This window comes from Derxia lacustris (assembly GCF_002105195.1).
Classification (GTDB): Bacteria; Pseudomonadota; Gammaproteobacteria; order Burkholderiales; family Burkholderiaceae_E; genus Derxia; species Derxia lacustris.
The window spans coordinates 17,216-42,252 of record NZ_MUHU01000012.1 but is presented as its reverse complement, the minus strand read 5'-3'; the positions used below and the strand labels follow the sequence as shown (position 1 = coordinate 42,252).

18 protein-coding genes are annotated in these 25,037 nt (G+C 69.4%); 7 read left to right on the top strand and 11 right to left on the bottom strand.

Going from position 1 to position 25,037, the window contains the following annotated elements:
- Positions 1-241: 241 nt before the first annotated feature.
- Positions 242-1,405 carry an MFS transporter gene (locus B9P64_RS13050; protein WP_085316689.1) on the bottom strand — a complete coding sequence of 388 codons (1,164 nt, stop codon included), beginning with the start codon at positions 1,403-1,405 and terminating at the stop codon, positions 242-244.
- Positions 1,406-1,465: 60 nt separating this feature from the next.
- Positions 1,466-1,762, bottom strand: a complete 297-nt coding sequence (locus tag B9P64_RS13045) for an ArsR/SmtB family transcription factor (RefSeq protein ID WP_085316688.1) — start codon at positions 1,760-1,762, stop codon at positions 1,466-1,468.
- Between the two features lie 190 nt (positions 1,763-1,952).
- Here B9P64_RS13045 and B9P64_RS13040 point away from each other — a divergent pair, with 190 nt between their 5' ends.
- The 3 genes from B9P64_RS13040 to B9P64_RS24445 all read left to right on the top strand — a co-directional run bounded on the left by B9P64_RS13040 (position 1,953) and on the right by B9P64_RS24445 (position 5,280).
- The gene (locus tag B9P64_RS13040) at positions 1,953-3,266 is read left to right on the top strand and encodes an AAA family ATPase (protein WP_085316687.1); all 1,314 of its coding nucleotides are present in this window, start codon (positions 1,953-1,955) and stop codon (positions 3,264-3,266) included.
- A gap of 4 nt (positions 3,267-3,270) precedes the next feature.
- Complete coding sequence (locus tag B9P64_RS13035) at positions 3,271-3,963, top strand: RloB family protein (RefSeq protein ID WP_085316686.1); 693 nt, start codon at positions 3,271-3,273, stop codon at positions 3,961-3,963.
- 132 nt (positions 3,964-4,095) lie between these two features.
- Positions 4,096-5,280 (top strand): competence protein CoiA family protein, encoded by a 1,185-nt coding sequence (locus B9P64_RS24445; protein ID WP_139826311.1) that lies wholly within the window; start codon positions 4,096-4,098, stop codon positions 5,278-5,280.
- A gap of 39 nt (positions 5,281-5,319) precedes the next feature.
- Here the strand turns inward: B9P64_RS24445 and B9P64_RS13025 are convergent, their stop codons facing one another.
- From B9P64_RS13025 to B9P64_RS13015, 3 genes are read right to left on the bottom strand one after another with little or no spacing between them, the layout of a single operon-like run.
- The gene (locus B9P64_RS13025; protein WP_085316694.1) at positions 5,320-6,429 is read right to left on the bottom strand and encodes an ABC transporter permease; all 1,110 of its coding nucleotides are present in this window, start codon (positions 6,427-6,429) and stop codon (positions 5,320-5,322) included.
- Positions 6,430-6,431: 2 nt separating this feature from the next.
- Entirely contained in the window at positions 6,432-9,257 is a 2,826-nt protein-coding gene (rbbA, locus tag B9P64_RS13020) for a ribosome-associated ATPase/putative transporter RbbA (protein WP_085316684.1), read from the bottom strand.
- Complete coding sequence (locus B9P64_RS13015; RefSeq protein WP_085316693.1) at positions 9,254-10,252, bottom strand: HlyD family secretion protein; 999 nt, start codon at positions 10,250-10,252, stop codon at positions 9,254-9,256. Before B9P64_RS13015 ends, rbbA begins: the two co-directional genes overlap by 4 nt.
- Before the next feature lie 165 nt (positions 10,253-10,417).
- Here B9P64_RS13015 and B9P64_RS13010 point away from each other — a divergent pair, with 165 nt between their 5' ends.
- Positions 10,418-12,256 carry an ABC transporter ATP-binding protein gene (locus B9P64_RS13010; protein ID WP_235840001.1) on the top strand — a complete coding sequence of 613 codons (1,839 nt, stop codon included), beginning with the start codon at positions 10,418-10,420 and terminating at the stop codon, positions 12,254-12,256.
- A 14-nt stretch (positions 12,257-12,270) separates the two neighbouring features.
- Here B9P64_RS13010 and B9P64_RS13005 read toward each other — a convergent pair whose 3' ends face one another.
- Positions 12,271-15,996 carry a YCF48-related protein gene (locus tag B9P64_RS13005; RefSeq protein WP_085316683.1) on the bottom strand — a complete coding sequence of 1,242 codons (3,726 nt, stop codon included), beginning with the start codon at positions 15,994-15,996 and terminating at the stop codon, positions 12,271-12,273.
- Between the two features lie 87 nt (positions 15,997-16,083).
- On the opposite strand from B9P64_RS13005, the gene B9P64_RS26865 reads away from it, so the two are divergent.
- Entirely contained in the window at positions 16,084-16,248 is a 165-nt protein-coding gene (locus B9P64_RS26865) for a hypothetical protein (protein ID WP_217808688.1), read from the top strand.
- 24 nt (positions 16,249-16,272) lie between these two features.
- On the opposite strand, the gene B9P64_RS13000 is transcribed toward B9P64_RS26865, so the two are convergent.
- Positions 16,273-17,130 (bottom strand): SDR family oxidoreductase, encoded by an 858-nt coding sequence (locus B9P64_RS13000; RefSeq protein WP_085316682.1) that lies wholly within the window; start codon positions 17,128-17,130, stop codon positions 16,273-16,275.
- 143 nt (positions 17,131-17,273) lie between these two features.
- Here B9P64_RS13000 and B9P64_RS12995 point away from each other — a divergent pair, with 143 nt between their 5' ends.
- Positions 17,274-17,654 (top strand): winged helix-turn-helix transcriptional regulator, encoded by a 381-nt coding sequence (locus B9P64_RS12995; protein WP_139826312.1) that lies wholly within the window; start codon positions 17,274-17,276, stop codon positions 17,652-17,654.
- A gap of 18 nt (positions 17,655-17,672) precedes the next feature.
- On the opposite strand, the gene B9P64_RS12990 is transcribed toward B9P64_RS12995, so the two are convergent.
- From B9P64_RS12990 to B9P64_RS12975, 4 genes are all read right to left on the bottom strand, one after another.
- Entirely contained in the window at positions 17,673-18,761 is a 1,089-nt protein-coding gene (locus B9P64_RS12990) for a hypothetical protein (protein WP_139826309.1), read from the bottom strand.
- Positions 18,762-18,933: 172 nt separating this feature from the next.
- Positions 18,934-20,592 (bottom strand): SulP family inorganic anion transporter, encoded by a 1,659-nt coding sequence (locus tag B9P64_RS12985; RefSeq protein ID WP_085316679.1) that lies wholly within the window; start codon positions 20,590-20,592, stop codon positions 18,934-18,936.
- Complete coding sequence (locus B9P64_RS12980; RefSeq protein ID WP_085316678.1) at positions 20,585-21,787, bottom strand: DUF2252 domain-containing protein; 1,203 nt, start codon at positions 21,785-21,787, stop codon at positions 20,585-20,587. Before B9P64_RS12980 ends, B9P64_RS12985 begins: the two co-directional genes overlap by 8 nt.
- 66 nt (positions 21,788-21,853) lie before the next feature.
- Positions 21,854-23,872: an outer membrane protein assembly factor BamB family protein gene (locus B9P64_RS12975; protein WP_176256828.1), complete on the bottom strand. Its 2,019-nt coding sequence runs from the start codon at positions 23,870-23,872 to the stop codon at positions 21,854-21,856.
- A gap of 310 nt (positions 23,873-24,182) precedes the next feature.
- Between B9P64_RS12975 and phnC the strand changes: the two genes are divergently transcribed.
- Positions 24,183-25,028 (top strand): phosphonate ABC transporter ATP-binding protein, encoded by an 846-nt coding sequence (gene phnC / locus B9P64_RS12970; protein ID WP_085316676.1) that lies wholly within the window; start codon positions 24,183-24,185, stop codon positions 25,026-25,028.
- Positions 25,029-25,037: the final 9 nt, after the last annotated feature.

Sequence of the window (25,037 nt, the reverse complement as noted above, 5' to 3'; positions counted from 1 at the left end):
GCGGCGCTGGGGGTCAGTCGAGTTGCGGTTCGGCCGGTCGAGGTCACCGACGCGGATGGGTTCGAACAACGAGTGCATGGCTTCTCCTTGGAATGCCGCCGGGCGGGTGCGCGGGCGGGTGAATCGGGGTTTGATGCTGCGTGCTGCGTGCTGCGTGCTGCGTGCTGCGTGCTGCGTGCTGCGTGCTGCGTGCTGCGTCGTGGCGGAGGCGGAGGCGGTCTTGCGCTTCGAGCGCGCCGGCTCAGGCGTTGGCGGTGGCCGGCGCATGTGCCGGCAACTGCGGCGCCAGCCGCGATGCGCCGAGCGCGATCAGCGCCGCCACGGCCGCGACCACCGGCACCGCGTTCAGCCCGAGGCCAAGCGCAATCGTCTGCCCGCCGATCCAGGCGCCGATGGCGTTGCCGAGGTTGAACGCGCCGATGTTCAGCGTCGCCACCAGGTTGGGCGCGCGATGGCCGTGGTTCACCACATTGAGTTGCAGCGCCGGGCCGCTGGCAAAGCTGGCCGTCGCCCACAGGAACACCGTGATCTCGGCCAGCACGAAGGAATGCGCGGTCCAGGCGAATGCGGCCGCCACCAGCGCGGTCGCGCCGAAGGCCTGGGCCATCGCGCGCCGGATGCCGCGATCGGCCAGCCGGCCGCCGAGCAGATTGCCGACCGTGGCGCCGGCGCCGGCCACCAGCAGCGAGCCGGTCACGCCTTCCGGCGACAGCTGCGTGATGTCGAGCAGCAGCGGCGCGATGTAGGTGAACAGCGCAAACATCGACGTGCTCGCCAGCACCGACAGCCCGAGCGCGCAGGCGAGGCCCCGGTCGAGCAGCGCGCGCAGTTCATGGCCGATGCCGGCACTGCGCGGCGCGGGCTGACTCGGCAGCAGCGCGAGCAGCGAAACAAAGGCGATCACGCCCAGCCCGCTCACCGCCCAGAAGGTCATGCGCCAGCCCTGGGCCTGGCCGAGCGCCGTGCCGAGCGGCACGCCGACGATGTTGGAAATGGTCAGCCCGGCGAACACCAGCGCCACCGCCGACGCACGCCGCTCGGGCGCGGCCAGCGTGGCCGCCACCACCGAGCCGATGCCGAAGAAGGCGCCGTGGCACAGCGAGGTGACCACGCGCGCCGCCATCAGCAGCCAGTAGCTGTCGGCCAGCGCGCACATCACGTTGCCGGCGATGAAGATGGCCATCAGCAGCAGCAGCGTGGCCTTGCGCTGCAGGTTGAGCGTGGCGATGGCCATGAGCGGCGCGCCGAAGGCCACGCCGAGCGCATAGCCGCCCACCAGCCAGCCGGCCGTGGGGATGGACACGGCAAGGTCGCGCGCCACTTCGGGCAGCAGACCCATCACCACGAACTCGGTCGTGCCGATGGCGAAGGTGCTGATTGCAAGCGCTAGCAGGGCGAGAGGCATGGGCGGGGAGGAGAGTGATTGGCGCGGCCTCGTGCGGGCCGCTTCGCGCCGGAGTGAGGGTCAGAGATCGGACTTCATGGCTTGCAGAAAGGCGGCGATGGCCGCCTCGTCGCGCTTGTAGAGCACCCATTGGCCGGCGCGCTGCGAGGTGACGAGACCGGCGCGTTCGAGCACCGCCATGTGCGTCGACACGGTCGATTGCGACAGCCCGGCGCGCTCGTAGATGCGGCCGACGCAGACGCCTTCTTCCCAGGCGTGGTTCTGCTCGGTGAAGTGGGTTTGCGGGTCTTTCAGCCAGCCGAGGATTTCGCGGCGGATGGGGTTGGCGAGGGCCTTGAGGATTTCGTCGATGTCCATGGTGGGTGGGGCTTATCGGTTGATCGGGATATTGGCATATCGGGAAAAGACGATGCAAGTGGATTGCATCGGGATGTGTCGTGATGAGTCTTGCGGTGTCGCCGGCCGACGCTCATCCGTGAAAGTAAAAATGACGATTGAATTTGCTCACTACATGCGAATATCAGAAAAATTTTCAACGGAGACCGCCATGCTGCTCGAATTCCGGGTGCGCAATTTCGGCTCGATCCGCGATGAACAGTGCCTGAGCTTCGTCGCCTCGGCCGACCGCGAACTGGCCGCCAGCCATACCGGCGCCACCGGCCTCAAGTCGCCCGCGCAGGCGGTGCGCAGCGCCGTCATCTACGGCCCCAATGCCAGTGGCAAGACCACGCTGCTCAAGGCGCTCGACTACATGCGCGCCGTGGTGGCCGAATCGGCGACCGTCATCCAGCCGGGCCAGACCTACAACGTGCAGCCGTTCCGGCTCGATCCGGCCCGGGCCGCCGAGCCCACTGCCTTCGAGCTGAGCTTCGTTCACGCCGGCTTGCGGCACCAGTACGCCTTCGAGATGACCGCGCAGCGCATCGTCAGCGAGTCGCTGGTGGTTTGGCACAGCGCCAAGCCCACGCAATGGTTCAGCCGTCGTTTCGATGGCGAGCGCGATGTTTACGAGTTCAGCGCCTATCTCAAGGGCGCACGCAAGCTCTGGCAGGACAGCACGCGGGCCAATGCGCTTTTTCTGTCGATGGCCGCGCAGCTCAATGCCGACCAGATGGTTCCGGTGTATCGGGCCATCGTCGATTGCCTCGTCTACCTGCCGGCGCATGCGTCGCTCAATCACGAACTCACCACGCACCTGCTCGCCAGCGCAGCGGGGCGCCTGGCCGTGCGCGATTTCCTGTCGACTGCCGACATCAGCATTGCCGAGGTGAAAACCACCGCCATGCGAGGCGTCACCGACAACTTCGCTTTCGGCGCCGATGGCGTGGTGCACATGGGCAAGGAAGAGAGCGAAATCCTCGTCCCGCTGTTCGAGCACAGCACTTCCGCCGGCAAGGCCAGCTTCGAACTGCACGAGGAATCCGAAGGCACGCAGCGCCTCTACTGCCTTGTCGCGCCGGTGCTCGACGTGCTGCGCGATGGCCGCGCTCTCGTGGTGGACGAACTCGACAGCAGCCTGCACACGTTGCTGGTGCGCCGGCTGGTCGCCATGTTTCACGACCCGGCGCTCAATCCGCGCGGCGCCCAGCTGGTGTTCACCACGCACGACACCTCGCTGCTCGATCAGGGCCTGTTCCGGCGCGACCAGATCTGGTTTACCGAGAAGGACGCCGACCAGGCCACGCGGCTTTATCCGCTCAGCGACTTCAGTCCGCGCAAGCACGAGGCACTGGAACGCGGCTATCTGGCCGGGCGCTACGGCGCGGTGCCGGTGCTGCGCAGCCTGCCCGCCATCGCCCTGCCGCCCGGCCCGCGTGGCGCCACGCGCGGTGGTGCGCAGCGTTCGTCCACCGGCGCCTGAGCGCATGGGCCGCGACAACCAGCCGCGCCACCGTCAGGCAGCCAGAGCGTTGGGCCGCCAGAAGGCAACGCGGCAACCCGTCGAGCGTTTGCTGATCGTCTGCGAAGGCAAGAAGACCGAACCCAACTACATCGAAGAAATCCGGCAGGACTTGCGGTTGCCCACTGCCAACGTGCAGGTGCTGCACAGCGATTGGGGGACGTCGCCAATCCAGATCGTCGACTACGCCGAGCACCTGCTGCTGAATGGCGACGCGCGGCTTGGCCTGCGCCCGCGCGAATTCGACCGCGTGTGCTGCGTGTTCGACCGCGACGACCACGCCACCTACCATGCCGCCCTCGCCAAGGCGGCGGCGCTGGACGGCAGGCACCGCAACGACGAGAAGCGGCCCGTGCCCTTCGAGGCGATCGCCTCGGTGCCCTGCTTTGAACTCTGGCTGCTGCTGCACTTCGAGGATGTGAACGCGCCGCTGCACCGCGACGACGCGCTGCGCCGCCTGCAAGCTCACTTGCCCGGCTATGCGAAGGGGCAGGGCGGGCACTGGGCCGCCAGCAAGGCATTGCTCGATACCGCCACGCGCCGGGCTCAGGCGCGCGCCGCCGTCACCACCGCCCACGACGGGCAAGCCCCCTATACCGGCATGCACACGCTGGTACACCGGCTTGTGCATTTGAAGACTGAGCGTGTAGACGATTGACGATTGACGACTGAAGCCCCTCTGTTGGCAAACGGTGGGAGCGTTGTCGCGTTCGACTTGGCGTGATTCGTCATTGCGCCAAACAGGCGGGGCGTCGAGCCTTTGGCGTCAGGTTCAATTCGCGCCCGTCTCATGTCTTCCAAGCTTTCGGATTTGCTTGTCCCCTTTGCCCGTCGGCGCGAGGACGGGCGGGTCGTCGGTCCTCTCGATGTTCCCTCCGGCCGGGACGCAGACTGCATTTGCCTTGAGTGCCAAGGCTCCGTTCTGGCCAAGCACTCTCGTGGTGGCGGACGGCGCCCACATTTCGCGCATGACCAAGCTGTCGCCTGTGGGCGCGCAGGGGTTGAGTCAGCGCTGCATGCGGCGACCAAGGCTGCGCTGCTTGCGCTGGGCGAATTGCATGTGCCAGAACTCGCCGCAGAAATCTGGGACGGTGCGCTGCGACGCTGTCAGTCCGTCGTCCCCGCAGGTTTGACCCCGCTTGGAAATCCACGTCTGGAGCACGCCGTACTCGGTTATCGGGCGGACGTTCTCGCCACGGTGCAAGGAACAGAAACTGCGATTGAAGTGGTTGTCACTGCCGATGTGTCCGACGACAAGGCAATGGCCTTGCTCCAAGCGGGGTTTGCGTGCCTGGAAATCCGGGTAGACCGTGCCCGGGTCTGGCTGACGATGGCGGAATTGCAAGATGCCTTGCGAACAGGGGCTCTGCCAATGCGCTGGCTGGTCCATCCCGACCTTGCCCGGACTCAGTCGGAACTGCGGGCGGAGTGGAAGGCACAAAAACTTGCACGGCAGCAGGCGACCGCGAGGCAGCTCATGAGCCGACCTCAGGGGCGTCACATACCGGCATCGCATGGCCCGAGATATTTGGAAGTCGAGGTTGATCGTCGGCTGTATCGGGAGTGGCTGGCCAGCCGTTCGCCGAACCGGCTGGAATCCCAGGAAGAGCAGGACGAATTCGTGTGGCCCGATTCGTTTTCCCTGTCCGGTCCTTTGCTGAGCGAAGACTTCTGCCGGAGGGATATTCGCGAGCATTTGCGTGACTCACGATGGCATTGGTGTCTGCCGCTACCCGATCATCCCGAGATTTATGGCCGACTTGCATCGATTCCGGTGGTGGCGGCGCTGCCGTCAGGAACGCTTGCCCGGCTTGAGCGCTATCTCACTTCGGATGTCATGACGCGCTGGCCATGCCGGTGGTTTGCCGAAGGTTTCGAGACGCTGACCGGCATGGCCGAAAACACATGGCTGCGCAGTTTTTTCGAAGCTGGATTGGCGTATGCCGAAAGTTCGCCTTTGCGGCACCCGGACTGAGGCGGCCTCGGATCTGAGCCAAGCTGTCGACTTGTCGGCTCAGCCCTGAGCCGCCGCCAGCGTCTTGCGGAACCGCATCAGCGCGCCGGCAAAGAACACCGCGCCAATCGCGATCACCGCCGCAAAGCTCTTCCACACCACATCGAGCCCGCCGCCGCGAAACAGGATCGCCGCCGCGAAGTCGACGTAATGCCGCGTCGGCGACACCAGCATCGCGTTCTGGAGCCACGTCGGCATGCTGTCGAGCGGCGTCATCGCGCCCGACAGCAGGTTGAGCACGATGAAGGTCGGGAAGGCGAGCAGCCCGAACTGCGGCATCGAGCGCGCGACCGTGGCCAGGAAGATGCCGAGCGACGTCATGCTGAACATGTAGAGCGCCGTGCCCAGCATGAACAGCGGCACCGAGCCGGCGATGGGCACATCGAGCGCCCATTGCACCGCCAGCTTGAGCGACAGCGTGGACACCGCCACGATGACCAGCGCGCTCGACCAGACCTTGGCCAGCATGATTTCGCTCGGCCGCAGCGGCATGACCAGCAAGTGCTCCAGCGTGCCGTGCTCGCGCTCGCGCACCACCGCCGCGCCCGACAGGATGATCGCCAGCATCGTGATGTTGGAAATGATCTGCGAGATGCCCATGAACCACGCTTCCTCCAGATTGGGGTTGAAGCGCGAGCGCGTGACCAGCGCCACCGGCGTGCTGCTGGCGTGGCCGGTGAAGCTGGTCACCTCCTGGCTTGCAATGGTTTGCACATAGGCGCTGCCGCGTCCGGCCTGCGACATGGCGGTGGCGTCGATATGCAGTTGTAGCGTGGGCGCGCGGCCGGCTTCCACGTCGGCCTGGAAGCGCGGCGGGATGTCGAGCACGAAGGTGGTGCTGCTGGCGTCGAGCGCGCTGTCGATGTCGCGCGCACTGAGCGTGGTGGCGGGCAGAAAGTAGGGCGGCAGCAGCGCATCGGCAATGCGCGCCGAGAGCGGCGAGCGGTCTTCGTCGACCACCGCGATGGACGCGTCGCGCAACTCCATGCGCGCGCCCTTGGCCGGGCCGATCACGGCGTAGCTGAAGGCGTAGACGATGAGCCCGACCATCGCGGCGTCGCGCGCGAGGCTGATGATTTCCTTCCAGCCGAGCCAGAGGATGGCGCGCATGGTCACTTGTCCTGGGTGCGCAGCGCGAGCCGCGCGGCGGTGATGTAGGCCACGGCGGTCAGCGCCAGCATGGCCAGATCGAACATCAGCGCACCGGGCGGCAGCGCCTTGGTGAAGCTGCCCACGCTGATGTGCTGGAACCAGGTGCTGGGGAAGGCGCGGCCGATGAGCTTGCCGTCGAGCGACAGCGAGGCCACCGGCATCATGAAGCCGGAGAACTGCACGGTGGGCATGACGGCCAGGATGGCGGTGGCAAAGATGGCGGCGATCTGGCTGCCGACGAAGCAGCTGACGAACAGCCCGAAGGCGGTGCTCGCCGCCACATAGAGCAGGCCGCCGGCGGCAAAGGTGAGCGCATCGCCCTTGAACGGCACCTGAAACAGAAACAGCGCCAGCCCGGTCAGGCTCGCGAAATTGAGCAGCGCGAGCCCGATGTAGGGCAGCTGCTTGCCGAGCAGGAATTCGATGCCGGTGGTGGGCGTGACATAGAAGTTGATGATCGAGCCCAGCTCCTTTTCGCGCACCACGCCGAGCGCCGTCATCATCGGCGGGATGAGCATGAGCAGCAGCATGAGCACGCCCGGCACCATCGCGTAGACGCTGCGGAAGTCCTGGTTGTAGCGGTAGCGCTCCTCCACGGTGAAGGGCTGGGCGATGGACACGCCGTTGTCGGCGGCGATGCGCGCGATGAAGGCGTGATGCACGCCCTCGATGTAGCCGCGGCTGGTCTCGGCGCGAAAGGGCATCGAGCCGTCGATGCCGACCATCACCTCGGGCACGCGGCCCTGGCGCAGGTCGCGGCCAAAGCCGGGCGGAATCTCCACCGTGAACTTGACGTCGCCGCGCTTGAGCGCGGTGTCGAGCGCGGCCGGATCGGTGACCGCGCCCAGGTTGCGGAAGTAGCGCGAGCTGGCGAAGCCTTCGAGATAGAGCCGGCTTTCCGGCGAGCCGTCGCGGTCGAGCGCGAGATAGCTCAGCCCTTCCACGTCGAAGGTGATGCCGTAGCCGAACACGGTCATGAGCAGCAGCGGGCCGAGCAGCGCGAACACCAGGCGGATGGTGTCGCGGCGCAGCTCGGTGGCTTCGCGCCGGGCATAGGCCCAGAGCCGGCGCGGGCTGAAGGCGGCCGGGCGGGCGTGGACGGCGGGTGCGGGCGCGGCGGCGGGCGCCAGGTCGGGCGGCGCGGCCGAGTCGGCGAGTGCCGCCGCCACGGTCCTGCCGTCGGCCGGCATCGGCGGCGCCACCTCGGCGGCTTCAGCTGGCGCGGCCGGCGCCGGCGGGCTGCCCGCCGCCGCTTCCAGCGCGGCGATGAACGCGTCCTCCAGCGTGGCCTTGCCGCTCGCCTGCACGATCTCGGCCGGGCTGCCCTGCGTGAGCACGCGACCCGCATGCATCAGCGAGATGCGGTCGCAGCGCTCGGCCTCGTTCATGAAGTGGGTCGAGATGAAGATGGTCGTGCCCTTGTTGCGCGACAGGTCCACGAGCAGCGCCCAGAACTGGTCGCGCGCCACCGGGTCCACGCCCGACGTGGGCTCGTCCAGGATGAGCAGCTCGGGCTCGTGGATGACCGCGACCGCCAGCGACAGCCGCTGGCGCACGCCGAGCGGCAGGCTGTCGGCGACCTGATCCATCCAGGCATCCAGGCCAAAGGTCTCGGCCAGCTCGGCCAGACGCGGCGCGATGCGCGCGCGCGGCAGCTGGAACAGCCGCGCATGCAGCGCCAGGTTCTGCCGCACGCTCAGCTCGCTGTAGAGCGAGAAGGCCTGCGACATGAAACCCACGCGCTTGCGGGTCGCAAGGTCGTTGGCATCGACCTCCTTGCCGAAGAGTTTTGCGCTGCCTTCGGTCGCGGGCAGCAGGCCGGTGAGCATCTTCATCGTGGTGGTCTTGCCGCAGCCGTTGGAGCCGAGGAAGCCGAAGATCTCGCCGCGCGGAATGCGGAAGCTCACGCCGTCCACCGCCGTGAAATCGCCGAAGCGGCGCGTGAGGCCGGTGGCCTCGATGGCGATCTGCTCGGCGCCGTCGGCCACGCTGCGCGGCGGCACGGTGAACACGCCGCCCGTGCCGCGTCGCTCGGGCGGCAGCAGCTGGACGAAGGCCTGTTCGAGCGTGGTCGCGCCGGTACTCGCCTTGAGCGCGGCCGGCGTCTGCTGCGCCAGCACGCGGCCGCTGTCCATCGCGACCAGTTCGTCGAAGCGCTCGGCCTCGTCGAAATAGGCGGTGGCGACCAGCACGCTCATGCCCGGCCGGCGCGCGCGCATGCGCTCGATCAGCTCCCAGAACTGGCGCCGCGACAGCGGATCGACGCCGGTCGTGGGCTCGTCGAGGATGAGCAGATCGGGGTCGTGGATGAGCGCGCAGCACAGCGCCAGCTTCTGCTTCATGCCGCCCGAAAGCTTGCCGGCCGGCCGGTCGGGGAAGGGCGTGAGGCCGGTGGCGTCGAGCAGCTCGGCGATCTTGGCGTCGCGGCTCGCGGCATCGAGGCCGAACAGCCGGGCGAAGAAGTCGAGGTTCTCGCGCACCGACAGCGTCGGGTAGAGATTCTTGCCGAGTCCCTGCGGCATGTAGGCGATGCGCGGGCAGACGCTGGCGCGATGCTCGGCATCGGCAATGCTGCCGCCCAGCACCTCGACGCTGCCTTGCTGCAACTTGCGCGCGCCGGCCACCAGCGCCAGCAGCGTCGACTTGCCCACGCCGTCCGGCCCGATGAAGCCGACCGTGCGCCGCGCCGGAATCGCCAGATCGACGCCGGCAAGCGCCACGGTCTTGCCGTAGCGGTGTTCGGCGCCCGCGAGCCGCGCGACGCTGTCCTGCGGCGGAAGATTCATTCTGCGGGCAGCTTCACGGCGAGCTTGTCGGGCCAGGGCGTGGCTTCATCGACGCGCACATAGGCCAGCCCCGGCACGCCGGCCTTCACGCGGGTCTGGTACTTGCGCAGCAGCTCGGGCGCGATGGCCAGCTTGACGCGGAACACCAGCTTCTGGCGCTCCTGGCTGGTCTCGACCGTCTTGGGCGTGAACTGGGCCTCGGCCGCCACAAAGCTCACGCGCGCCGGCACCACGTACTCGGGCGCGGCATCAAAGATCAGCCGTGCCTCGGCGCCGATGGCCGCGCGTCCGGCCGAGCCCTCGGGCACGAACACCGTCATGTACACATCGGCCAGATCGAGCAGGCTCACCACCTTGCCGCCGGCCGCCAGCACCTCGCCCGGCTCGGCCAGCCGGTATTGCACGCGGCCGGCGCGCGGCGCCTTCAGCACCGTGTCGGCCAGATCGCTGCGCACCCGGTCGACCGCCGCCTGCGCCGCCTTGACGGCCGAGCCGGCGCCCACCGCCTGCGCCTTCGATGCCGCCACCGCCGCGCGCGCGGTGAGCATCGACGAGCGATCCACATCGAGCTTTTGCGGGCTGATGAAGCCGCGCGCCACCAAGTCTTCGGAGCGCGAGAAATTGTTCTGCGCCAGCGTCAGCTCGCCGTTGCGCTGATCGACCACCGCCTGCGCCGCCGCGACCGAGTCGCGCGCCTGCGCCACCTGGGCCTGGGCCTGCGCCAGCTGGGCATCGAGCGCGGCGGTGTCCATCTTCGCGATCACCTGCCCGGCCTCGACCAGATCGCCTTCGCGCACCAGCACCTCGGCCACGCGGCCGGCCAGCTTGGTCGCCACGTCGATCTGCACCGCCTCGACCCGACCGTTGGTCTGCACGATGCCGGCCGGCAGCGGCACCGGCCGCGAGCGCCACCAATACCAGCCGCCGCCCGCCGCCAGCGCCAGAAGAACGAGCAGTACCAGCGCGCGGCGCAGTACGGGATGGGAGGTTGTCATGGTGGTCGTCAGCGCCTTGTAGTCGGTGGAGAAATCATTGCGCGGCGCCGCGACTGTGGCCTTGCATCAGGTCAACGGCACGGTCGTGCACAGCTTGTTGCAGACTTCGGCGCAGTGCAGCAATCAGGCTGCAAGGTTTTGCTTTTGCCGTTGGAGCTTCGCGTGCTGGCCGCTTTTTTCGAACGTCTTGTCGATCCCTATCCCGCGCCCGAGCCGGTCACGCCGCCGCGCGGCCTGTTCCGCTTCCTCTGGGCCGGCACCGAGGGCATGCGGCCCTTCATCCTCGGCATGTCGGCGCTGACCGCCTTTGTGGGCGTGTTCGAGGCGGTGCTGTTCGCCATCATGGGCAAGCTCGTGGACTGGACCACCGACACCACGCCGGCCGCCTTTGTGGCCGCGCACGGCGCCACGCTGGCCTGGCTGGGCGCGCTGCTGCTGTTCAGCATCGGCGCGGTGGCGCTGCAATCGGCGTTCAAGCATCAGACGCTGGCCGGCAACTTTCCGATGCGGCTGCGCTGGAACTTTCACCGGCTGATGCTCGGCCAGAGCATGGGCTTCTATCAGGATGAATTTGCCGGCCGGGTCTCGGCCAAGGTGATGCAGACCGCGCTCGCGGTGCGCGAGGTGGTGTTCATCCTCACCGACATCCTGGTGTTCGCGGTCATCTACTTCGCCACCATTTCGGCGGTGGCGGCCGGCTTCGACTGGTGGCTGCTGCTGCCCTTTGCGCTGTGGGCGGCGGGCTATGTGGGCTCGATGTTCTTCTTCATCCCGCGACTCGCGCGCACGTCCGAGGCGCAGGCCGATGCACGCTCGCTCATGACCGGCCGCATCACCGACGCCTACACCAACATCGCCACGGTCAAGCTGTTCTCGCACGGCCGGCGCGAGGCGTCATATGCGCGCGGCGCGATGCGCGAATTCATGGCCACGGTGCATGGCCAGATGCGGCTCGTGACCGGCGTGGAGGTGGTGAACCATGCGCTCAGCGTGCTGCTGGTCGGTGGCACGGCGGGTCTGGCGCTGTGGCTGTGGAGCCGGGGCCAGATCGGCCCGGGCGCGCTGGCGGCGGCCACGGCGATGGCGCTGCGGCTCAACGGCATCTCGCACTGGGTGATGTGGGAAATGACCTCGCTGTTCGAGCAGATCGGCACGGTGCAGGACGGCATCGCCACGCTGGCGCGGCCGCATGCGGTCGTCGACCAGCCCGACGCAAAGCCGCTCAAGGTCACGCGCGGCGAGGTGCGCTTCGAGCGGGTGCGCTTTGGCTATGGCGGCGCGCGCCAGGTGATCGACGGGCTCGATCTGGCGATACGGCCGGGCGAGAAGATCGGGCTGGTCGGCCGCTCGGGCGCGGGCAAAAGCACCATCGTGAATCTGCTGCTGCGCTTCTACGACGCCGAGGGCGGCCGGGTGCTGATCGACGGCCAGGACGTGAGCGCGGTCACGCAGGAAAGCCTGCGCGCGCAGATCGGCATGGTCACGCAGGACACCTCGCTGCTGCACCGCTCGGTGCGCGACAACATCCTGTACGGCCGGCCCGACGCCGGCGACGCCGACATGCTGGCCGCCGCGCGCCGCGCCGAGGCCGACGAGTTCATCGCGCAACTGGCCGATGCCAAGGGCCGCAGCGGCTACGACGCGCATGTGGGCGAACGCGGCGTGAAGCTGTCGGGCGGCCAGCGCCAGCGCATCGCCATCGCCCGCGTGATGCTGAAGGACGCGCCGATATTGCTGCTCGACGAAGCCACCAGCGCGCTCGACAGCGAGGTGGAGGCGGCGATCCAGGCCAGTCTTTATTCGCTGATGGAGGGGAAGACGGTGGTGGCGATCGCGCACCGGCTATCGACGATTGCGGCGATGGATAGGCTGGTGGTGCTGGAGCACGGAAGGATTGTGGAGGAGGGGAGTCACTCGGAGCTGCTGGCCAAGGGTGGGTTGTATGCGCGGTTGTGGGCGCATCAGAGTGGGGGGTTTCTGGGGGAGGAGGTGGAGGCGGCTTGATTTCGCTCTGCGAATCAGTCGTCAGTTCTCAGTTCACTAACAACCTCAAGAAATGCCTTCACGTCGCTGTCGCTCCATTCCCATTCCGTTGAGTCAGGTTCGACCAGCGCGGTCCGAATTTCGAGTAGCCGCGTGGTCAGCAATAAGTAGTAGCCGTTGACTGGTTCCAACGGCCTCTTCTCCGCAAGCCCAGCGAGATAAAAGGAGTCGGCATGCGGGGCCGATAGGAAGCGTGCAACGTCGTCTCGCACTCGCACCTCCTTCGGCTTAATCAGGTAGAGCGCCGATAACCCGACAACGGAGGTTTCAGAAACACTCGGTGTCGCGCTGAGGTCCTCTAGGAGGGCGGGCATCAGTCGGCTGACAACGCTCTCCGCCAGCGTCTGCCGCCGATACACCGGCAGATTCAGCCGCACGCTCACATAACGGCTCAGGTTGAGAAAGCGCTTGAGTTCGCGCGGCGCGCGCAGCCGGTCTTCAACCATGAAGAGCGACTGCCAGACCTTCACCGCTTCGGCATAGCGGCGATCCGCCGCCGCGCGCGGTGACTCGTTCCAGATGCGCCAGCCGCGCCAGCCCGCAAGCGTGATCAGCACCGCGACCGGAAGCCACACCAGCGACGGACCGCTGTCGTCATCGACCGGCGCAGGCTCGCCCGACGCCGCCGGCACATCCCGCAGCGGGGCCGGCTCGCGCGGCTGGGTCGACACATTGGGCGCGCTGACCGACTTCCGGCCCGCTTCCAGGTGCAGCGCATAAGCCTCGTCCTTGCCGATCCAGTCGAGCGTTTCGCGCAGGAAGACGGTGGTCTGGGCTTCCCTCTCCGCAAACAGGCCGTGCTGGGATTGGTCGGCCGCAGCCGAGAGTCGGTCGAGCTGCTCGTCCACCTTCTTCAGTCGGCGCTCGGCCTCGCTGATGCGTGCGGCGTTGTTCTCCTTGGCCAAGGCGGCGAGTTCGCCGGCCAGCTTTGCGTCGCCTGGCTTGGGCGTGACTGGCGCCGGGCTGCGCTTGAGCCATTCGACATAGGCGATGAGCTTCGGCCGCTCGGTGCTTTCGTGTGCCATCAGCGTGTTGCGTGTTTCGGTCTGGCGGCTGGCTTCCTGCTTTTTCAGCTGGCCGAGCCAAGGGTCGGCGTTGATCCAGATCCAGCCGACAAGCCAGCCGACCACGGCGGCGCGAGCGACCCAGCGAAATCCGGCGAAACCAAGGTCAAGCCGATGCACCCATCGCTCGGCCCTTGCGCAGCGCTGCGCCTGCTGCCGCGCTCGAAGCCGCACATGCGCGTCGTGCAGGCCGTGGCTGGCTTCCTCCGCACCATCGTCCTCGTCGGAGCGCAGCAGCGCGGCGCCAGCCTCGGCCGACAGCGCCGGCACCGGAATCTCGATCTGCACCAGCTTGCGCAGATAGGCCTGGGCATAGGCGAGCTGGCGCGCGGCTGGCGTGCTGTCCGGCGCGGGCGGTGAGTCGGCGGCGGGCACTTCGCCGCGCCGCGCGCTTTCCAGCTCGGGCAGCAGCGTCGCGAGGTCGGTGAAGTGCTTGCCGAGCTGGGCCTCGACGATCTCGCGCGCGACGCCCAACACGACAAAGCAGTTGCCCGAAGTGACGAGGAAGTTCACCGCCTCCAGCACCTCGGCGCAGGTGTCGGGCGAGCAGCGGTCCAGGTCGTCGATGAAGACGGTGAGCGTGCCCGGGCGCAGCGCCTCGCACACGTCGGCAAAGTGCTCGCGGAAGCGGGCGCGGAAGGTGGTCTGCTCGTCGGCCACGCGGGTGCTGAAGTCCTTGCCGAGCGTGGCGAGCAGCACGCCCGGCCGGTCCGGAAAACTGCGCAGCAGGTAGAGCAGCAGATAGGCGACCGACACCACCACGACGAGGCAGGCGGCAAGCGGCCCCAGCACGCGCGACGGCTCGCTGCCGAGCAGGCCCAGGCTGGCCTTGAAGAAGCCGGCCCAGTTGCCGGCAAACAGCTGCTCGACCGCCGGATGGCTGGGCAGGGCTTGCGCCAGCGCGGTGACCTGGCCGGCCAGCCATTTGAAGCTGCCGGTGCGGTCGAGCACCGACCCGCCGATGACGGCCAGCGGCCCGAACAGCAGCACCAGGGCCATCAATGCGGGCAGGGCAGTGAGGAAGGGCGCGCGGCGCCAGCGCCGCACCACCAGCCAGAACCGGAAGCGCAGCCCGGCGAGGCTGAACCACGGCGGCGGCGCCTCGCGCTGTAGCACGCCGAGCAGGGCGGCGAGCGCGACCGCGTCCTTCTGGTGATGCCAGGCGTTGAACCAGACGGTGCGCCCGCCGAGCCGGTCGAGCCGCTGCCTGAGCATGGCCATCATCGAACTCTTGCCGCGACCCCAGGGCGCGGTGATTGCGATGGCGAGCGGCGGGCGGGTGGCGTCATGACGCAGAAAGCTCGCGAGCGCCTCGACGATGGGGGTGAAGCGCAGGCGGTCGTGGCGGCTGTCGTCGATGGGGCCGTCGGCGACGGGGTGGGCGAGGATGAGACCGGCGAGGTCGCGGCGCCAGCCGGCGGGCAGGGTGGCGCGGGCGAAGACCAGTAGCAGCGCGACGCTGGCGAGGTAGAACCAGGGGGCGGGGCTGCGGGAGTAGGTGGCGGCCTGGTGCCAGGTTTTGCCGCCGTTGGTGGTGGCGAGAATGGTGCTGTCGTCGCCGACGATCCAGCCGCGCAGGTTGTCGCTGGCGAAGGTCACGCTGGTGAGCCTGGCCGTTGTATCGCTGGTCTGGACGGCCCAGGAGCGTCCGCCGTTGTCGGTGGCGAGGACGGTTCCCGCATCGCTGACCGCCCACCCGCGCAAGCCGTCGCTGGCGAAGGTCACGCTGGTGAGCCAAGACTTTGAATTGTTGGTCTGTAGGGCCCAGGAGCGCCCGCCGTTGTCGGTGGCGAGGATGGTGCCGCCATCTCCCACGGACCAACCGCGCAGGCCGTCGCGGGCAAAGGTCACCCCGGTAAGCATGGACTTTGAATTGCTGGCCTGGCCAGTCCAGGCGAGTCCGCCGTTGTCAGTGGCGAGGATGTTCCCGTCGGAGCCGACGGCCCACCCGCGCAGGCCGTCGCTGGCGAAGGTCACGCTGGCGAGGACAGACTTTGAATTGTTTGTCTGGACAGCCCATGAGCGCCCGCCGTTGTCGGTGGCAAGGATGGCGCCGCTCATTCCGACGGCCCATCCGCGCAGGCCGTCGCTGGCGAAGGTCACGCTGTTGAGCCAAGACTTTGAATTGTTGGTCTGTAGGGCCCAGGAGCGTCCGCCGTTGTCGGTGGCGAGGACGGTGCCGTCGTTTCCGACGACCCATCCGCGCAAGCCGTCGCTGGCGAAAGTCACGCAGTTGAGCCAAGACCTTGAATCCCTGGCCTGGACAGCCCATGAGCGCCCGCCGTTGTCGGTGGCGAGGATGGTGCCGCCGTCTCCGACGGCCCATCCGCGCAAGCCGTCACTGGCGAAATGCACGCTTTTGAGATTGGGTACCTCCGACACTCCAGCAACATCCCGCAAGCTCGGCACCGGCCGCAAAAACCGATTCGTCTCGCGCGGCGCAAGCAGCCATTCAAGCGGCTGCTCCATCAACTCCGGCGCCGGCTCATACCGACTTCCCAGCGCCGCCTGCTTCTGCTGCGCAAACCAGTACAGCCCCACGATCAGCGCCAGCAGCAGCGCCGTCGCCGCCGCCAGCCAGCCCAGCCGTCGCGTCCGCTCGCGCCCGACACTTGCCGCCAAGTCCTGCGTCGCCATCCGTCATCCCGCGTTTGTCGTTGTGACCGGACGGTCGCCAAGCGCGGGCGCAAAGGCAAGCAGACAAATCCGGCCCGGCGCCGGATGTTGCGCGGCATCGTCAGCAGCCTGCTGGAGGAAGCGCCGATGTCGCTGCTGGCCGGCGTGGTCGAGCAGCTGCATGCCGAGACCGGGCTTGAGCGCGCGGCAGGCTGGCGCCGGCTGCGCGCGCTGGCGCATGAGCTGAAGACGACGCGCGAGGTATGGCAATGAGCGCGCCCTCATCAAACCCTTTGCTCAGCCCTTGAGCGCCGCCGCCACCGCCGCCTTCACCGTCACCGTCGCCTTCCCCGTCAGCGCCCCGATCCCCTTCCCGCCATCGAACAGCGCCCCCTTGGCCGCGCCCGCATCCGAATCCGCCAGCAGCGCGGCAAAGCCTTCCGGCAGCCCCACGCTCACCAGCACATCCTTGTAGGCCGCCTCGGGCAGGTTGTTGTAGACCACCGGCTTGCCCGCCTGCGCGGCAATCTCCGCCGCCAGTTCGGCCAGCGAGTAGGACTCGTCGCCAGCCAGCTCATGCACGCGCCCGGCCTGATCCTCGGCGCTGGTGAGCACGGCCGCAGCGGCCGCCGCGTAGTCCGCGCGGCTCGCGGCCGAGATGCGGCCTTCGCCCGCCGCGCCCAGCAGCGCGCCGTGTTCCAGCGCGGTCGGCAGCGCCAGCAGATAGTTCTCCACATACCAGCCATTGCGCAGCAGCACATGCGGCAGGCCCGAGGCCTTGAGCGCCTGCTCGGTCGCCACATGCTCGGCGGCGAGCGCGAGCGGCGAGGTGTCGGCATGCAGCAGGCTGGTGTAGGCCAGCAGCTTCACGCCGGCGGCCTTGGCGGCGTCGATCACGGCGGTGTGCTGGGCCGTGCGCTGGCCCACTTCGCTCGACGAGATGAGCAGCAGTTTGTCCACCCCGGCAAATGCGCCGGCGAGCGTCTCGGGCTTGGAGTAGTCGGCTTCGCGCACCGCGATGCCCTTGGCGGCCAGGTCGGCGGCCTTGGCCGGGTTGCGCACGGCGGCGACGATCTGGCTGGCGGGCACGCTGGCGAGCAGCGCGTCGATGACGAGGCGGCCGAGCTGGCCGGTGGCGCCGGTGATGGCAATCATGGGTGACTCCAGTGCTGTCGTTGAGGTGCCGCGCAGCTTAGACTTGGCACTAACGAAACGTAAGTACGCACAAAAAGGTAAGTGTCATGGCAACGGTCAAGAGCAGGCGCGCCAGGCCGGCGGCGGCAGTGAATCCGGCAGTGATGGCCGAGCCGCGCGTCGGCTTGTCCGAGGCGCTGCGGCGCGGCGAGCTGATGGCGGCGGCCTGTCCGTCGCGCGCGGTGCTCCAGCATGTGACGAGCCGCTGGGGCGTGCTGGTGCTGGTCGCGCTTGCACAGGGCGTGCATCGCTTCAGCGAGCTGCGGCGCAAGGTCGGCGGCGTGAGCGAAAAGATGCTGGCGCAGACGCTGCAAGGGCTGGAGGGCGACGGCTTCGTCGAGCGCACCGCCTATCCCGAGGTGCCGCCGCGCGTCGAATACCGGCTCACGCCGCTGGGCGAGGAGGTGGCGGCGCGGGTCGGCGCGCTGGCCGACTGGATCGAGCTGAATCTGGGCCGGGTGATGGCGGCGCGCGCCGGCCAGTGAGGCGCCGCCGGCCGTGCCTTACCGATGGATATGCACCCCGTTGGGCTGGGTGCTGCACAGCGTCACCAGATGGATGTCGGCATAGCGGTAGCCGGCCACCGCCGCCGGCAGCAGCGCGGCGAACAGCAGGCTGCTGAGCGCCGCCGTCGCCAGCACGCCATGCCGGCCGCGCACCTGCATCCGCTCGGCGATCGGGTTGCGGTTCCAGGTCAGCGCGAACAGCGCCGCCAGAAACAGCGCATGGCCGACGAAGTCCATCCAGCCGAACAGCAGGATCGCCGCCGACATCAGGCAGAACAGCAGCGCCGAGCCGGCCTTGCCCGACAGCCGGCCGAACAGCACCAGATAGGCGAGCGCGAATTCGACCATGCCGGCGCCGGCCATGTAGAACTCCAGATCGGTCATGCCAAAGCGCAGCACCGGGTAGTCGTGCAGCAGCTCGAAGCTCCAGTTCGGATAGCCGAACTTCTCGGCCGCGCCGACCATCAGCGTGAGCGCGGTGGCGATGCGCAGGATGGCCAGCGCGCGCACATGCAGCTCGGGCCGCAGCGACATCAGCAGCAGATAGGCGGCCGCGCCCAGGAAGGCCGGGTAGTCGAGCATGTGGAACAGGCCGAGGCATTCGATGCCCATGCCGTAGAGCAGCACGATGCCGGTGGCCGCGATCCAGCCGGTGGCCGGCAGCAGCGCGGTGGCCGCGATCAGGTATTGCAGATTGGCCACCCACCAGGCCGAGGTGGTCGATTCGGGCGTGAGCAGCACGCTGTGCTCGCTGCCCAGGATGGCGAAGAACACCGCCACCAGCACGCGCAGGAACAGATAGGTGCGGCCCTCGAAGCTGCGGTCGACGCGGGCCAGCCGCTGCGCGATGCCGGTGTTGCGGCCGACCAGATACGAGTCGAGCAGCGACGCGGCGAACAGCACCGCGATCGCGGCGGCAAAGATCCAGGCGAAGGGCGTGAGCGCCACGACCTCGTCGAGGCCGCGCGGCGGAATCATCAGGTTGATCTTGCTGTTGAACCACTTGATGTGGGCCGAGGCCGGGGCGGCGTACATCAGCAGCAGGCAGGGGAGGAGGGCGGCGCGGCGGAGGATTGGGCTGGGCATGGAGGCGGCGGTCGGTGGGAGGTGCCGAGCCGGGTTGAGGCCCGGGGCGCGTCATGCGCTCTGGGCTCGGCCGAGCAAATCTGCCGAGCGTAGCGGGCGCTTGCAAGGGACTGCCGCCGCACGGCGCCGCCAACCCTGGCGAGCGGAGGGATTTGCGCACAGGCGGCGGCGTTCAGCCGCCGGGCGCGTCTGCCGCAGCCAGCGCCACCGCATCGGCCACGCTGAAGGTCATGCGCGCCTGCCGGCCCACGCCGTCGGGGTCGCAGCGCGCCAGCAGTTCGCGCACGCGGTCCTTGGCGCGCGCCAGCAGCAGGGTCTGGCCGTTGCGCTCCAGCCGGCGCGACAGCTCCATCAGGCACTCCACCGCGGTGCTGTCGAGGTCGGAGCTTTCTTCCAGGCTGAGCACCACGGCGCGCAGGCCGCGGCGTTGGCCGGCGCGCTCGATCACCTCATGCACCACGCGCTCGGCGCTGGCAAAGAACAGCGGCTCCTCGGGCCGCAGCACGATCAGGCCGGGCAGCGCCAGCGCATCGGGATGGGCATCGGTCACCACGAAATTGCGCGTGCTGCCGAGCCGCCCCAGCTCATGCACCACCGGCTGGCTGAAGCGCCGCAGCGCCGCCACCAGCGACAGCCCGACCGCCGCGAGCATGCCGTGCAGCACGCCAAAGCCCAGCACCGCCGCGACCGCGCCGAGCAGCAGCACCCGGTCGCGCCGCATGCGCCACACCGCCAGCAGCGGCGCCGGCGACAGCGAGTGCCAGAGCGCCGCGATCACCGCCACCGCCAGCACCGGGCGCGGCAGCAGCGCCAGCGCCGGCAGGCCAAACGCCAGCACCGCGCCGATGGCCGCAAACGCCATCAGTCCGGCGCGCCGGCTTTGCGCGCCGGCCGCCGCATTGGCCTGACTGGCCGAAAACCCCGCGCCCACCGGCAGCCCCTGCAACAGCGCCGACGCCAGATTGCACAGGCCCAGCGCGCGCAGCTCGCGGTCGGCGTCGATGCTGTCGCCATGCGCCAGCGCCAGCCCGCGGATGCTGCCCCACGATTCGGCGAACACCAGCACCACCACGCCGAAGGCCAGCTCGGCCGCGCGCAGCCACTGGTCGAGCGGCAGCAGCGGCAAGGCGGGCGCAAACGCCGGCGCGGCGATGCGGCCGACCGTGGCCACGCCGCGCGCCTCCAGCCCGAGCGCCTGCGACGCCGCGACCGCCGCCAGCATCGCGATGAGAAAGCCCGGCAGCGCCGGCCAGCGCCGCAGCAGCGCAATCAGCGCGCCGGTGGCCAGCGCCACCAGCAGGCTGGCGCGATGCCAGTCGGCGGCATGGCGCGCGGTGTAGATCAGCACATGCAGCGGATCGGCGCCGGCGTCGTGCGGCAGTGGCAGGCCGAGCGCATCGGGCAGCTGGCGCAGCACGATCGACAGCGCCAGCGCAAAGCCGAAGCCGCGCAGCACCGGCCGCGACACCAGCCCCGACAGCTGGCCTTGCCGCGCCACGCCCAGCAGCGCCAGCGCCGCACCGGCCAGCAGCACCAGCGCTGCAAGGGCTTGCAGAAACGCGCCCGGATCGGCACCGGTGGCCGGCAGCGCCAGCACCGCCGCCGCCGCCAGCGTGGCGGTGGACGAGGTCGGCGACACCACGGCAAACCGGCTGCCGCCGAGCAGGCCGTAGACCAGCAGCCCGGCCAGCGCGGCCGCGAGCGCATGGCCGGCCGGCACGCGCGCCAGCCCGGCATAGGCGACGGCTTCCGGAATCAGCAGGCCGGCCACGCAGAGGCCGGCGGCGGCATCGCGCCAGCCGGGCACGGCGGTTTGCGCTGCGTCAGGCATGCAGGCTGCCGTCGGCACAGGCGGCGTCGAAGGCGGCCGAATCGGCGCGCGTCCGGGCCGCCAGCGCTTCGGTGGCGGCCAGCAGCTCGGGCGGCCAGTGCGGGTCGCCGGCCCAGGCGATCAGCGCATCGGCATTGGCCGAGCCCTGCCGGCCGCTGCTGCGCAATTGCGCCCAGGCCAGCAGCCGGCCCAGCGTCTCGATGGTGGCGCGCAGCTCGGCCAGCGACTGCGCCTTGCGCTCCAGCGTCACGCGGTCTTCCGACGGTTGCAGGCCGCGCAGCACGAAGGGCTGGCCGCCAAAGTCCACCGCGTGCAGGAAGGCCATCGACGCCGCCTGCATGCGCCGTTGCAGCAGCACGATGCGGTCGGCGTCGCTCACCCACGCGGGCTGCGCGAGCGCCACCTTGGGCGCCAGCGTGGACGGCAGCGCGCGCTTGAGGTCGAGCAGGTAATGGCCTTCGAGGCCGTCGCCCTTGCCGCGCACCAGCAGCACATAGCGCTCCACGCCCAGGCTGCCGGTGCCGGCGATGCGGCGCGCCACGTCGATGAGCTTGTAGAAGCGCGGCTCGGGCTGGCTGGCGGCGAAGCGGTCGAGGAAGGCGGCCACGGCGCCGCGCTGCTCCGGACTGGCCGGCAGCGCCTTGCCGTTGTCGGTGCGCAGGCGCAGATGCCCGTCGCGCGTCTCGGTGCGCTTGCCGATGTAGTCGGCGCGCTTGCGGTTGCGCAGGTCGGCGAGCAGGTCGCCGATCTGGCCGTCGGCGGTGTCGCGGTCGATCCAGCCGGCCTTGCCGTCGGCCAGCGCGGCGCGGTAGGCGGCGAGCTGGGCGCGGCAGAGCACATCGGTCTCGGCGGCGGAAATGCCGAGGCCAGAGGCACCGACGCGCAGGCTGGTCAGTAGCCGCGCCAGATCCCAGCTGGCGGGCGCGAGCGCGGCTTCGTCGAAGTCGTTGATGTCGAACTGCACCTGGCGGCTGTCGGCCTTGTAGCTGCCGAAGTTCTCCAGATGCAGGTCGCCGCAGGCCCAGGCGGCGGGGGCGCTGGCAAACACGCCGCCCTGCGGCATGCGGTCGTGGAACAGGTGGCAGCTGCCGCGCAGGAACACGAAGGGGTCGCCGCGCATCTTTGCGTACTTGAGCGCGAGGCGTTCGGGATCGCGGCCGGCGTTGTAGTCGGCGATGGCGCGGACGATGTCCATGGAGGCTTTCGGAGGCGTGGGCAGAAGTCCCCCGATTGTGCTGCGCCCGGCCCGCGCCGGCGCCGGTTACGGCAGCGCGAACACCACGATCGCCGACGTGCCCGTGCCGCCGAAGAAGCCCGACACCACGCCACTCGTGGTGGCCACGTACTGCTTGCCGCCGAGCGCATAGCTGATGACGCCGCCGCCCACCGAGCCGCCGGTGTTGAACGAGTAGAGCGTCTTGCCGCTGGCCGCGTCGAGCGCGAGGAAGTTGTTGTCGAGGTCGCCGGTGAACAGCACGCCGCCGCTGGTGGCGGTGATCGCGGCCACGAGCGGCGTGGACCATTGCCGTTTCCACTTCACCTTGCCGGTGGTCGCGTCGAGCGCCTGGATCCAGCCCTTCTTCCTGTCCTCGGGGTCGGGCGACACGGCGCCGCCGTAGTAGTGCGAGTTGTCCACGAAGGCCGGCGGCGTGGCGCTGCGCGTGAAGGTGCCGCACCAGTCGATGCTGGACACGTAGAGCGCGCGCGCCTGCGGGCTGTAGGCCGGACCGTTCCATTCCAGCCCGCCGAGCAGGCCGGGGCAGGAATGCACGCCCTCGGGCGTGGGCGAGGCGTCGAAGTCGGTGCGGCTGGTGATCTCGGCCTGCCAGAGCTGCTCGTGGCTGTTGCGGTCGAGCACGCGCAGCAGCCCGTCCTTGCCGCCGATGGCGATCAGGTCGCGCGGCTTGCCGCCGCCGCTGGCCACGCTGAACAGCGGGCTGGTCTGGCTCAGGTCGCGGTCGTGCTCGTCGGCCGGGCCGAACTGGCGATACCAGAGCAGCTTGCCGGTGTCGATGTCGAGCGCGACGGCCGAGTTGGTGTACAGGTTCGCGCCCACGCGGGCGTCGCGGTAGAAGTCGGGCGCCGGGTTGCCGACCGGCACCCAGAGCACGCCCTTGGCGGCGTCGAGCGTGAACGGCGTCCACAGGCTGCCGCCGCCGTGCTGGCGCGCCTGGGCGCTGGGCCAGCTGTCGGCGCCGGGCTCGTTGTCGTCGGGGATCACGTTGAAGCGCCAGCGCGGTTCGCCGGTTTTCAGGTCGAAGGCGCCGACCCAGTTCTTGGCGCCCCAGTCTGCGCCGGCGGGCCCGTAGACGATGCTGTCGCCGTAGATGAGCGGCGGCATGCTCAGGTACTGGCTGTTCTTCGCGTCGGCGATCTTGCGGCTCCAGATTTCGGAGCCGTCGGCCATGTTGAGTTCGAGCAGATAGCCGTCGGGCGTGCCGCGCACCAGCCGGCCGTCCTTGATGGCGACGCCGCGGTTGCTCTTCGACAGCGCGGCGTCCTTCATGGCCCAGCGATGGGTCCAGCGCGGCCGGCAGGTCGCGGCGTCGATGGCGACCGTGCTCTCGTCGATGGTGAAGTACATGACGCCGTCGAACACGAGCGGATTGGTCTGCGTGGAGCCGGCCGTGTTGGAGCGGTAGATGCAGGTCGCGCGCAGCTGGCCCGCGTTGGCCGGCGTGATCTGCCTGAGGTCGACGTAATGCTGGCCCGACCAGTCCTTGCTGGCGTAGAGCCAGTTGGCGCGGTCGGCGGCGGCGTTCATCAGCTGGGCCTGCGTGGGGCCGCCGGCGATGGGCGTGGGCGCCCTGGGCGGCGCGGCGCTGGCGGCATCGGGCGCGCCGAGCGTCTTGAGATAGGCGACCACGTCGGCGCGCGCCTTGGGATCGGCGACGGCCACGGCCATCGCGGTGCCGGGCAGCTTGGCGGTCGACGAGGCGATGAAGGATTCGATCTCCGCCTCGTTCCACGTCAGGCCCGAGTGCGCCATCGCGTCGGTGTACTTGTAGTCGCGCAGGCTGCCGGCGTGCCGGCCGACCACGCCCGCGAGCGACGGGCCAAAGCCGTTCTTGCCCGGCATGACGGTGTGGCAGGACGCGCACTGGTTCTGGAACACGGTCTTGCCGGCGTCGGCATTGCCGCCGGCCTTGTCGGCCGCGACGGCGTTGGGCGTGCCCGCTTCGGGCGTGCCGTCGGCATGGGCCGGGGCGAGGGCAAGCAGCAGCGGCGCCGCCAGTGCAACGAGGAGCAGCGGGCGCGTGCCGGGAGGAAGGCGGGTCATGGATCGGGCTCCGATGCCCGGCGCCATGCCGGAGAAGGAGCGGGCGCCGGAAACAAGGCTCGCCGGCGCGGCGCCGGACGGGGCGCGCGCAACCGGTGCGGCCCCTGTGGCCGCTGGCCAATGGAGCCGCAGTCTTCGCCGTGAAGGTCGCGGCCGCCGTCGGCGAATCGAAGCGTTACGCGGCGGGCAAGGGTGTTGCGACCGGCGGTCGCCGCAAACCGTCACGCGCCTGTCAGCCCCGCTTCACGCACACGTCACCCCGCGCGCCGACGATCCGGGCGATTCGGGCCATGGCGCCTGCGGAGGGGCGATGTCCAACGACAGCAACGCAATCGAAGTGACGGGCTTGAGCAAGCGCTTCGGCGGCCAGCCGGCGCTGCGCGGTGTGTCGCTGAGCGTGCGGCGCGGCGAGATGGTCGCGCTGCTCGGCGCCTCGGGCTCGGGCAAGAGCACGCTGCTGCGTCATCTCAACGGGCTGCATCGCGCCGATGCGGGCAGCCAGTCGGTGGTGCGGCTGTTTGGCCGCGAAGTGCAGTCCGGCGGCCGGCTCGCGCGCGATGTGCGGGCCCAGCGCGCCGACGTGGCCTGCGTGTTCCAGCAGTTCAATCTGGTCGAGCGGCTGCCGGTGCTGACCAATGTGCTGGTCGGCGCGCTGCACCGGCTGCCGTTGTGGCGCGGCCTACTCGGGCGGTTTCCGTTGGCGGAGCGCGAACGCGCGCTCGATGCGCTGCGCCGGGTCGGCATCGAAGGCTGCGCCTGGCAGCGCGCCTCGACGCTGTCGGGCGGCCAGCAGCAGCGCGCCGCCATCTCGCGCGCGCTGGTGCAGGGCGCGCGCCTGATCCTGGCCGATGAGCCGATCGCCTCGCTCGACCCCGAATCCTCGCGCCGCGTGATGGCGCTGCTGGCCGAACTCAACCGCGAGCTGGGCGTGACCGTGCTGGTGTCGCTGCATCAGGTCGATTACGCATTTGCCTTCTGCCCGCGCACGGTCGCGCTGCGCGCCGGCGCGGTGGTGTTCGACGGCCCGACGCAAGACCTCACGCCGGCGCGGCTGCGCGACCTGTACGGCACCCAGACCGACGAGCTGCTGGCCGCGCCGGCCGCCGCCCGGCCCGAGTCCGCTCCCGATTTCTTCGCGCTGCCGCAACCGGCCTGACGCGCCTCT

Bases quoted from the DNA above. Each gene is read 5' to 3' on its own strand.
- B9P64_RS13050 (WP_085316689.1), bottom strand. From the start codon at position 1,405: ATGCCTCTCGCCCTGCTAGCGCTTGCAATCAGCACCTTCGCCATCGGC.
- B9P64_RS12985 (WP_085316679.1), bottom strand. From the start codon at position 20,592: ATGCCTGACGCAGCGCAAACCGCCGTGCCCGGCTGGCGCGATGCCGCC.
- B9P64_RS12980 (WP_085316678.1), bottom strand. From the start codon at position 21,787: ATGGACATCGTCCGCGCCATCGCCGACTACAACGCCGGCCGCGATCCC.
- B9P64_RS13045 (WP_085316688.1), bottom strand. From the start codon at position 1,762: ATGGACATCGACGAAATCCTCAAGGCCCTCGCCAACCCCATCCGCCGC.
- B9P64_RS13015 (WP_085316693.1), bottom strand. From the start codon at position 10,252: ATGACAACCTCCCATCCCGTACTGCGCCGCGCGCTGGTACTGCTCGTT.
- B9P64_RS24445 (WP_139826311.1), top strand. From the start codon at position 4,096: ATGTCTTCCAAGCTTTCGGATTTGCTTGTCCCCTTTGCCCGTCGGCGC.
- B9P64_RS12995 (WP_139826312.1), top strand. From the start codon at position 17,274: ATGGCCGAGCCGCGCGTCGGCTTGTCCGAGGCGCTGCGGCGCGGCGAG.
- B9P64_RS12990 (WP_139826309.1), bottom strand. From the start codon at position 18,761: ATGCCCAGCCCAATCCTCCGCCGCGCCGCCCTCCTCCCCTGCCTGCTG.
- B9P64_RS13025 (WP_085316694.1), bottom strand. From the start codon at position 6,429: ATGCGCGCCATCCTCTGGCTCGGCTGGAAGGAAATCATCAGCCTCGCG.
- B9P64_RS13040 (WP_085316687.1), top strand. From the start codon at position 1,953: ATGCTGCTCGAATTCCGGGTGCGCAATTTCGGCTCGATCCGCGATGAA.
- B9P64_RS12975 (WP_176256828.1), bottom strand. From the start codon at position 23,872: ATGACCCGCCTTCCTCCCGGCACGCGCCCGCTGCTCCTCGTTGCACTG.
- phnC (WP_085316676.1), top strand. From the start codon at position 24,183: ATGTCCAACGACAGCAACGCAATCGAAGTGACGGGCTTGAGCAAGCGC.
- B9P64_RS13035 (WP_085316686.1), top strand. From the start codon at position 3,271: ATGGGCCGCGACAACCAGCCGCGCCACCGTCAGGCAGCCAGAGCGTTG.
- B9P64_RS13000 (WP_085316682.1), bottom strand. From the start codon at position 17,130: ATGATTGCCATCACCGGCGCCACCGGCCAGCTCGGCCGCCTCGTCATC.
- rbbA (WP_085316684.1), bottom strand. From the start codon at position 9,257: ATGAATCTTCCGCCGCAGGACAGCGTCGCGCGGCTCGCGGGCGCCGAA.
- B9P64_RS13005 (WP_085316683.1), bottom strand. From the start codon at position 15,996: ATGGCGACGCAGGACTTGGCGGCAAGTGTCGGGCGCGAGCGGACGCGA.